9 protein-coding genes are annotated in these 8989 nt (G+C 67.0%); all 9 read left to right on the top strand.

Annotation, left to right across the window (positions count from 1 at the left end):
* Positions 1–156: 156 nt before the first annotated feature.
* A complete protein-coding gene (locus tag AB4Y84_RS06730) occupies positions 157–984 on the top strand; it encodes a 2-keto-4-pentenoate hydratase (RefSeq protein WP_117309136.1) in 828 nt (275 codons plus the stop codon).
* Between the two features lie 39 nt (positions 985–1023).
* Positions 1024–2028: a TRAP transporter substrate-binding protein gene (locus AB4Y84_RS06725; RefSeq protein WP_442249904.1), complete on the top strand. Its 1005-nt coding sequence runs from the start codon at positions 1024–1026 to the stop codon at positions 2026–2028.
* A gap of 10 nt (positions 2029–2038) precedes the next feature.
* The gene (locus AB4Y84_RS06720) at positions 2039–2572 is read left to right on the top strand and encodes a TRAP transporter small permease (protein ID WP_363734150.1); all 534 of its coding nucleotides are present in this window, start codon (positions 2039–2041) and stop codon (positions 2570–2572) included.
* 3 nt (positions 2573–2575) lie between these two features.
* Positions 2576–3859: a TRAP transporter large permease gene (locus tag AB4Y84_RS06715; RefSeq protein ID WP_025875489.1), complete on the top strand. Its 1284-nt coding sequence runs from the start codon at positions 2576–2578 to the stop codon at positions 3857–3859.
* Between the two features lie 17 nt (positions 3860–3876).
* Positions 3877–5466, top strand: coding sequence for a family 43 glycosylhydrolase (locus AB4Y84_RS06710; protein WP_442244269.1), 1590 nt, complete (start codon positions 3877–3879; stop codon positions 5464–5466).
* A 38-nt stretch (positions 5467–5504) separates the two neighbouring features.
* Positions 5505–6563, top strand: a complete 1059-nt coding sequence (locus AB4Y84_RS06705; protein ID WP_025875485.1) for a LacI family DNA-binding transcriptional regulator — start codon at positions 5505–5507, stop codon at positions 6561–6563.
* A gap of 243 nt (positions 6564–6806) precedes the next feature.
* Complete coding sequence (kduI, locus tag AB4Y84_RS06700) at positions 6807–7655, top strand: 5-dehydro-4-deoxy-D-glucuronate isomerase (protein WP_312109517.1); 849 nt, start codon at positions 6807–6809, stop codon at positions 7653–7655.
* An 82-nt stretch (positions 7656–7737) separates the two neighbouring features.
* Positions 7738–8493, top strand: coding sequence for a 2-dehydro-3-deoxy-D-gluconate 5-dehydrogenase KduD (gene kduD / locus AB4Y84_RS06695; protein WP_442249903.1), 756 nt, complete (start codon positions 7738–7740; stop codon positions 8491–8493).
* 102 nt (positions 8494–8595) lie between these two features.
* Positions 8596–8989, top strand: a 394-nt coding sequence (locus AB4Y84_RS06690) for a GDSL-type esterase/lipase family protein (protein WP_442249902.1), incomplete at its 3' end; no start/stop codon positions are given.

Below are 8989 nucleotides of genomic sequence, written 5' to 3'. Positions count from 1 at the left end.
GTGGAAAGGGCTCCAACGGGGAGACAACAGAGTGGCCGAGGTCACCCGCAAGCGCTCGTGATGCGCTGCGGCTTGCACGATGACACCGGTTTACCATATACACCTCCTGCAGACGCTGTCGATGGGCAGTGCAACAACGCCAGAGGGAGACCGTTCTTGAGCAACGAACACGGCATACATGGGCAGACGCCGGCGCCGGACGATGCGGCCGCGATCGCCCACGCTTTCACCACCGCGCGCCGCGGCGGCCAGGCCCTGCCCGGCTTCCCGGGCCTTGTCCCGCCTGACCTGGTGGCTGCCTACCAGGTGCAGGATCTGGCCATTGCCAGCTGGGATGACCAGGTGGTGGGCTGGAAGGTCGGCTACATCGCCGCCGAGCGCCGCGATGCGTCCGGGGACGACCGCCTGCTGGGCCCGGTTTTCTCGCGTCAGCTGAAAAATGCTACCGGTGGAACAGTGGACATTCCGGTGTTCGTCGGCGGCTTCGGCGCGGTCGAGGCGGAGTACGTGCTGGAGCTGTTGGAGGACGCTCCCGCCGCACAGCTGCACTGGACGCCCGAGCAGGCTGAAGCGCTGCCGGCGCGCCTGTACATCGGCGTGGAAGTGGCCAGCAGCCCGCTGGCGACGATCAACGAACTCGGCCCGCGCGTGGTGGTGTCCGACTTCGGCAACAACAACGGCCTGGTGCTGGGGCCGGAGATTGCCGATTGGACCGCCCGCGACGAAACCGACCTGCGCGCCGAAACCCTGATCGAGGGCGAGGTGGTCGGCACGGGTGGTGCCACCCGGCTGCCCGGCGGCCTGCGCGCGGCGTATGCGTTCGCGTTGTCCCGTTCGGCGCTGCGTGGCCGGCCGTTGCGACGGGGCGACCTGATCGCCACCGGCAACGCCACCGGCATCCATGACATCACCGTGGGGCAGACGGCGCTGGTGCGGTTTGCCGGCTTCGGCGAAATTGCCTGCAGGGCCGTGCCGGCCGGGTAACCGCCGCACGATCCGGTGAACACGCGCGGGAGGGCGCAGATGATCACACGACGACATTTCCTGGCCGGCGGCGCTGCTGCGCTGGCCACTCCGATGCTCGCGGCCTGTGGCCGTGGGCCCGCCGATGCCATTGACGGCGGCCAGCTGCTGACGGCCACCGACGTGCACGTGGCCGACTATCCCACCGTGACCGCGGTGAAGTGGATCGGCGAAACCCTGCAGCGCGAAAGCAACGGTCGCCTGCGCCTGCGGCAATACCATTCCGGCCAGCTCGGTCGCGAATCGGAAGCGATCGACATGGCCCGTTTCGGTGCCATCGACATCACCCGCGTGTATGCCGGTGCATTGAACAACGCCTTTCCGCTCACCCAGGCGCTGTGCCTGCCGTACGTGTTCGAGTCGGTGGCGCACCAGCGCGCCGCACTGGATGGCGGCATTGCCGATGCGGTGCTGCGTGGCTTCGAGAGCCGCGATCTGGTCGGCCTGGCCATCTATGACTCCGGCGCACGGTGCTTCTACAACACCAAGCATCCGATCGTGCAGCCCGGTGATCTGCACGGGCTGAAACTGCGTGTGGCGTCCTCGGACATCTTCATCCAGCTGATGCGCCTGCTCGGCGCCAACCCGACGCCGATGTCGCTGGGCGATACGTTCTCCGGCATGGAGACGCACATGATCGATGGCGCCGAGAACAACATGCGCAGCTTCCACTCCAGCCGCCACTTCGAGGCCGCGCACTACTGGTCGCAGAGCGATCACTCGTATGCGCCGGACGTTCTGTTGATGTCGCGCGCCAGTTTCGAGCGCCTGCAGCCGGCCGACCGCCAGCTGCTGCTGGAGACCGCGCGCGCCTCGGTGAAGGTGATGCGCGAGCAATGGGATGCGTCCGAAGATGCCGCGCGCCGCGCGGTGCTGGCCTCGGGCGTGAAAGCCAACGAGGTGGACCTGCCCGCCTTCCGCGCCGCCGCCCAGCCGCTGCTGCAGCAGTACCTGCAGCAACCCGAGCTGGCTGCGCTGGTCGCCCRCATCCGTGCCGCCGCCTGAGGACACTGCCATGACCGAGACGACGATTTCCACCGGATCCGGCCCCGGCCAACGCCTGCTGGACCGCATCGCCGACATCGCCATCCATGTTGCCGTGGCCGCGCTGCTGGGGCTGGTGGTGGTGCAGGGCTGGCAGGTGTTCGCCCGCTACGTGATCAACGATTCGCCCAGCTGGACCGAGCCGGTGACCCTGCTGCTGCTGGCCACCGCAATGAGCCTGGGCGCGGCCTGCGGCGTGCATACCAATCGCCACTTCGGCTTCTTCCTGCTGCACGCCTACATGGGCGCCGGCCTGCGTCGGGTGGTGGATGTGTTCACCCAGCTGGTGGTGGCCGTGCTGGGCGGCTTCATCGCGTTCTGGTCGGCCGACCTGCTGCTCGATGGAATGGACATCAAGACCGCAGGCGCCAACCTGCCGCAGAGCATCAACTACCTGCCGCTGGCCGTGGGCGGTGCGCTGATGCTGTTGTTCGCGCTGAACCGTGCGTGGAAAGCGCTGCATGCCACGGCAGCCGATGCCGACGACGCTGAAGGAGATCGTTGATCCATGGGCATCACCATCCTGTTCTCTGTTTTTGCCGCGCTGCTGCTGTTGGGCGTGCCGGTGGCCTACGCGCTGGCCGCCGCCGCGCTGGCCACCCTGCTCTACCTGGACATTCCCAGCATCGTGCTGGTCCAGCAGATCTCCGCAGGTACCGGTTCGGCCTCGCTGATCGCCATTCCACTGTTCATCTTCGCTGGCGAGATCATGATGCGCGGCGGCATCTCCGAACGCCTGATCGCCCTGGCGTCATCGCTGGTCGGGCGCATGCGCGGCGGCCTGGGCCAGGTCTCGATCCTGTCCTCGCTGTTCTTCGGCGGTGTATCCGGCTCGGCCATCGCCGATGTGTCGGCGGTGGGCGGCACGATGATTCCGCAGATGGTCAAGCGTGGCTACGACCGCGATTTCGCGGTCAACGTCAGCATCACCGCTGCGCTGGTGGCGCTGCTGGTGCCGCCGTCGCACAACCTGATCCTGTTCTCGGCTGCGGCCGGTGGTGGCCTGTCGATCGCCGACCTGTTCGCCGCCGGCATCGTGCCGGCGCTGCTGATGACCCTGGCGTTGATGATCACCGGCTACGTGGTCGCGCGTCGCCGTGGCTATGGCGTGGAAGTGTTCCCGGGCTGGCGCGCGGTACTGCTGCGCATCGTCTCTGCCCTGCCCGGCCTGGGCCTGGTGGCGCTGATCTTCGTGGGTATCCGCGCCGGCATCTTCACTGCGGTGGAAAGCGCGGCCATCGCCGTGGTCTACGCCCTGCTGGTCACCACCGTGCTGTACCGGCAGCTGCGCTGGCGCGAGTTCTTCGACACCGTCATCCATGCCGCGCGCAGCACCGGCGTGATCCTGTTCGTGATCGCCACCGCGGCGGTGTTCGGATGGCTGCTGGCCTACCTGCAGGTGCCTGCGGCGGCGGTGGACTTCCTGCAGTCGTTCGCGCACAGCCAGTTCATGGTGCTGCTGATGATCGTGGTGATGCTGCTGCTGCTGGGCACCTTCATGGACCTGGCACCGATGATCCTGATCTGCACGCCGATCTTCCTGCCGGTGGCCAAGGCCTATGGCATCGATCCGATCCACTTCGGCCTGGTGCTGGTGCTGACCGGTGGCCTCGGCCTGGTCACGCCGCCGGTGGGCTCGGTGCTGTTCATCGGTACCGCCATCGGCAAGATCAGCGTCGGCCAGAGCATGCGCACGATCTGGCCGTTCTGGTTCGCCGCGCTGGGCGTGCTGCTGATCGTCACCTTCTTCCCGTCGCTGTCGCTGTGGCTGCCCGCCGCGCTGCGCGCCTGATGAGCGGAGGCGATCACATGACATCGACGCTGCACCGCGCTGCTGCAACCGCCCTGCTCGGCCTGCTGCTGGCCGCGTTGCCTGCCCTGGCTGCCGACCCCGCGCCCGCGCAGTGGAAGCGCGGCATCGAGCACCAGCGCCAGGGCGACCTTGGCAACGGTACCTTCCTCAACCCGGTGCTGGCCGGTGACAGGCCCGATCCGTCGGTGCTGAAGGACGGCGAGGATTACTACCTCACCCTGTCTTCGTTCGACGCCTATCCTGGCCTGCCGATCTGGCACTCGCGCGACCTGGTCAACTGGCAGCCGCTCGGCCATGCGATCACGCAGAACGTCGGTGCGATCTGGGCGCCGGACATCGTCAAGCACCAGGGCCGCTACTTCATCTACTTCCCGGCGCGCACCGGTGAGCGCCGCAGCAACTTCGTGGTCTGGGCAGATGACATCAAGGGCCCGTGGAGTGCGCCGATCGACATCGGCCTGGGCGGCTACATCGACCCCGGCCACGCGGTTGGCGAGGACGGCAAGCGCTACCTGTTCCTCAGCGGCGGCGACTACGTGCAGCTGGCCGATGACGGCCTGAGCGTGGTGGGTACGCCCAAGCATGTGTACGACGGCTGGCGCTACCCGGAAAGCTGGGACGTGGAGGCCTACGCGCAGGAAGGCCCGAAGATCCACTTCCGCGATGGCTGGTACTACATGACCACCGCAGTGGGCGGCACCGCCGGCCCACCGACCGGGCACATGGTGATCACCGCGCGCTCGCGCTCGATCCACGGCCCGTGGGTGAACGCGCCGAACAACCCGATCATGCGCACCCGGTCGGCCGCTGAACCATGGTGGTCGCGTGGCCACGCCACGGTGATCGAAGGCACCGATGGCCGCTGGTGGATGATGTACCACGGCTACGAGAACGGCTTCTGGACGCTGGGCCGGCAGGCGCTGCTGGAACCCATCGAATGGACCGCCGATGGCTGGTTCGTGGCCAAGGGCGGCGATCTCGGGCAGCCGCTGCGCAAGCCATCGGGCAGCGCGCTGGCACCGCACGGCATGGCCCTGTCCGATGCTTTCACCGGCCGTACGCTGGGCCCGCAGTGGGCGTTCTTCAACCCGGCGCTGGATGAATACCGGCGCCTGCACTTCAGCGGCGACGGCCTGGTGCTGCAGGGCAAGGGCAGCACGCCGCGCGATGCCTCGCCGCTGACCACCATTGCCGGTGACCCGGCCTACCAGTTCGAGGTGCAGATGGAGATCGCCCCCGGCGCGGTGGGCGGTGCCCTGCTGTTCTACAGCGACCGCTTGTACGTGGGCGTGGGCAGCAACGGCGAGCAGTTCGTCATGCACCGCTACGGCGAGGAGCGCCCCACCCGGCTGGCGGCCAGCGCCAAGGGCGGCCGGCTCTGGCTGCGGGTGACCAACAACCGCCACATCGTCACCATCCATTCCAGCGCCGATGGCCAGACCTGGCAGAAGTATCCGGTTCAGATGGAAGTGTCCGGTTACCATCACAATGTGGCCGGCAAGTTCCTGGCACTGAAACCGGCCCTGTATGCGGCCGGCAACGGTGCGGTAACCTTCCGCAGCTTCCGCTATCGCGCGCTGGACTGAGCGCGCGCTGGAATCCCCAGGCTTATCGGGTTCACTACATGTCAGTGCGCAACAAGAACGATGCCGCTACGCCGGCATTGGCAAAGGGCAAGGCCGCCACGATCAATGACATCGCGCGACTGTCGGGTGTATCCAAGAAAACGGTTTCAAGGATCATCAACAACTCGCCGCTGGTGCGCAAGGACACGCGCGACAAGGTGGAAGCGTTGATGCGCGAAGTCGGCTACACCCCCGACCCGCTGGCCCGTGGCCTGGCCTTCCGCCGCTCGTTCCTGATCGGCATGGTCTACGACAACCCCACCGCGCAGTACATCGTGGACATGCAGTACGGCGCGCTGGATGCGCTGCGTGGCTCCAGCTTCGAACTGGTGGTGCACCCCTGCGACAGCCGCAGCCCGGGCTACATCGACGGCGTGCGCCGCTTCGCCCAGCAGCAGAAGCTGCATGGGGTGATCCTGGTGCCACGCGCGTCCGAAGACCAGGCGCTGGCGGACATGCTGGACGAGATCGGCTGCCGCTTCACCCGCGTGGCTGCGCTGCCGCTGGATGAAACCTCGCAGATGGTGGTCACCCACGACCGCGACGGTGCCGCCGAAGCGGCCGACTACCTGCTTTCGCTGGGCCACCGTGACATCGCCCTGGTGACCGGCCCCAGTGCATACCGCTCGGCGCACGAACGCACCGCCGGCTTCATCGAGGCGCTGTCGCAGCGTGGCATCGAGCTGCCGAAGGATCGCATCATCGAGGCCGGCTACACCTTCGAATCGGGTGTGGCCGCCGCCGAGAAGCTGCTGCTGGGCAAGCGCCGGCCCACCGCCATCTTCACCGGCAACGATGAAATGGCCGCCGGTATCTACAAGGTCGCGCTGCGTGCGGGCATCAACATTCCGCGCCAGCTGTCGATCGTCGGTTACGACGACAGCCCGCTGGCCTCGCGCCTGTGGCCGTCGCTGACCTCGGTGCGCCGGCATACCCGCGACACCGGCCGCACCGCTGCGGCCATGCTGATCCAGCCTGAAGGCCAGCCTGCGCTGCAGATCGCCAGCGTGCGCCCGCACCTGATCGTGCGCGATTCCTGCCAACCGCCCGAGGATTGATCCCGCAGGGATCAATCCTGTAGGTCACGACCGTTGGTCGTGACACCTTCACGGATCAGTCCGGTAGGTCATGACCGTTGGTCGTGACACTCCACCCGCCCTCCCCCCATCGATCGCACCCTGCCGATGCCGTCCAACCGCCATCGTGCAGCGCAAAATGACACCGGTTTCCTGTCTGGCTAGAATCGACCGTGAACCGTGCCGGGGCCGAACCATCGGCCCGCCCCCTGCTCTGGAGAAGCCATGTACTGCAAGACCCATTACGCCACCCATCCCGACGCCATCAAGGGCGCCAGCAACGATCAGCTGCGCGAGCTGTACCTCCTCGATGGCCTGTTCAACGCCGATGCGGTGACCCTGAAGTACACCCACTACGAGCGCTTCGTGCTGGGCGGTGCGGCGCCGATCAACGGCCCGCTGTCGCTGCCGGCGCAGACCGAACCGGCGTCGGCCGCTGGCCATCCGTTCCTGGAGCGTCGCGAGCTGGGCATCATCAACGTCGGCAGCGGCACCGGTACGGTCACCGTCGATGGCACCGTGTACACGCTGGGGCCGAAGGATGGCCTGTACGTGGCGATGGGCAGCAAGGACGTCGTCTTCGCTTCGCAGGACGCCGCCAACCCGGCGCAGTTCTACCTGGCCTCGACCCCGGCGCATGCGCGCTTTGAAACCAGGCAGTTGTCGATCAAGGACGCAGTGGCACTGGATCGCGGCGCGCTGGAAACCAGCAACGAGCGCACCATCTACCAGTACATCGTGCCGGCCACCTGCCAGTCCTCGCAGCTGCTGCTGGGCCTGACCGTGCTCAAGCCGGGCAGCGTCTGGAACACCATGCCGCCGCACCTGCACGACCGCCGCAGCGAGGTCTATTTCTACTTCGACCTGGGCGACAGCGACCGCGTCTACCACTTCATGGGCGAGCCGGACGCACAGCGCCACATCGTCATCCAGAACAACGAAGCGGTGGTGTCGCCGCCGTGGTCGATCCACATGGGCGCCGGCACCAGCAACTACGCCTTCATCTGGGCGATGGGTGGCGAGAACCTGGACTACACCGACATGCACGTGCTGGACATCTGCCAGCTCAAGTAAGCGCCGGGCGGCCACCGCGCACGCCGTGCCGGTGGCCACCTGCCCCGCATCACGCACGCCTCTACCAAGGAACGCATACGCAATGACCAATCCCTTCAGCCTGGAAGGAAAAGTCGCTCTGGTAACCGGTGGCAATACCGGCCTGGGCCAGGGCATCGCARTGGCGCTGGCTGCCGCAGGCGCCGATGTCGCCGTGGCCGGCATCGCCCCGCCCACCGAAACCATCGAGAAGATCACCGCGCTGGGCCGCCGCTGCCTGGCGGTGGAAGCCAACCTGATCAGCATCGAGCCGGTCGAGCGCGTGGTGCGCGAAACGCTCGAAGGCCTGGGCGGGCTGGACATCCTGGTCAACAACGCCGGCCTGATCCGCCGCGCCGACGCGGTGGATTTCAGCGAGCAGGACTGGGACGACGTGATGAACGTCAACATCAAGTCGGCCTTCTTCATCTCGCAGGCTGCCGGCCGCCACTTCATCGCCCAGGGCAGCGGCAAGATCATCAACATCGCCTCGATGCTGTCGTTCCAGGGCGGCATCCGCGTACCGTCGTACACCGCCAGCAAGAGCGGCATCGCCGGCATCACCCGCCTGCTGGCCAACGAGTGGGCGGGCAAGGGCGTGAACATCAACGCGATCGCACCGGGCTACATGGCCACCGACAACACCGCCGCGCTGCGCGCCGACCAGGACCGCAACAAGGCGATCCTCGAGCGCATTCCGGCCGGCCGTTGGGGTACGCCGGAAGATCTGGCCGGCGCGGCGGTGTTCCTGGCCTCGTCGGCGTCGGATTACATCAACGGCGCGGTGCTGCCGGTCGATGGTGGCTGGCTGGCGCGGTAATGCTTGGCTTTCGGTAGTGCCGGCCACTGGCCGGCATTTCCACCGATGTGCAACGCATCCATGAAGTTGCCGGCCAGCGGCCGGCACTACCAGGACCCGGCCATGCGGAAGTTGTTGTTGCTGTTGCTGCTGTCGAGCGCCGCCGCGCATGCGGCGCCGGTGCGATTGTTCATTGCCGGTGACTCCACTGCGGCCGAATACGGGCCCGAGCGTGCGCCGCAGGCGGGGTGGGGCCAAGCGCTGCAGAGCTACCTGGATCCGGCGCGCTTCGAAGTGCGAAACCACGCCAAGGGTGGGCGCAGCACGCGCAGCTTCATCGACGAAGGACGCCTGGATGCCATTGGGCGCGAACTGCGTCGTGGCGATGTGCTGCTGATCCAGTTCGGCCACAACGATGCGAAGTTCGAAGACCGCACACGCTACACCGATCCGGACAGTGATTACCCGCGGATGCTGATGCGCTACGTGCAGGTGGCGCGTGACCACGGTGCCACGC

This window comes from Stenotrophomonas sp. 2YAF22, from assembly GCF_052114665.1.
Classification (GTDB): domain Bacteria; phylum Pseudomonadota; class Gammaproteobacteria; order Xanthomonadales; family Xanthomonadaceae; genus Stenotrophomonas; species Stenotrophomonas indicatrix.
Note: the sequence above shows the minus strand (reverse complement) of the source record. Positions and strands in the feature narration are given on the sequence as shown.

Coding starts and splice junctions, on each gene's coding strand:
- AB4Y84_RS06710 (WP_442244269.1), top strand. CDS start 3,877: ATGACATCGACGCTGCACCGCGCTGCTGCAACCGCCCTGCTCGGCCTG.
- AB4Y84_RS06705 (WP_025875485.1), top strand. CDS start 5,505: ATGTCAGTGCGCAACAAGAACGATGCCGCTACGCCGGCATTGGCAAAG.
- AB4Y84_RS06720 (WP_363734150.1), top strand. CDS start 2,039: ATGACCGAGACGACGATTTCCACCGGATCCGGCCCCGGCCAACGCCTG.
- AB4Y84_RS06715 (WP_025875489.1), top strand. CDS start 2,576: ATGGGCATCACCATCCTGTTCTCTGTTTTTGCCGCGCTGCTGCTGTTG.
- kduI (WP_312109517.1), top strand. CDS start 6,807: ATGTACTGCAAGACCCATTACGCCACCCATCCCGACGCCATCAAGGGC.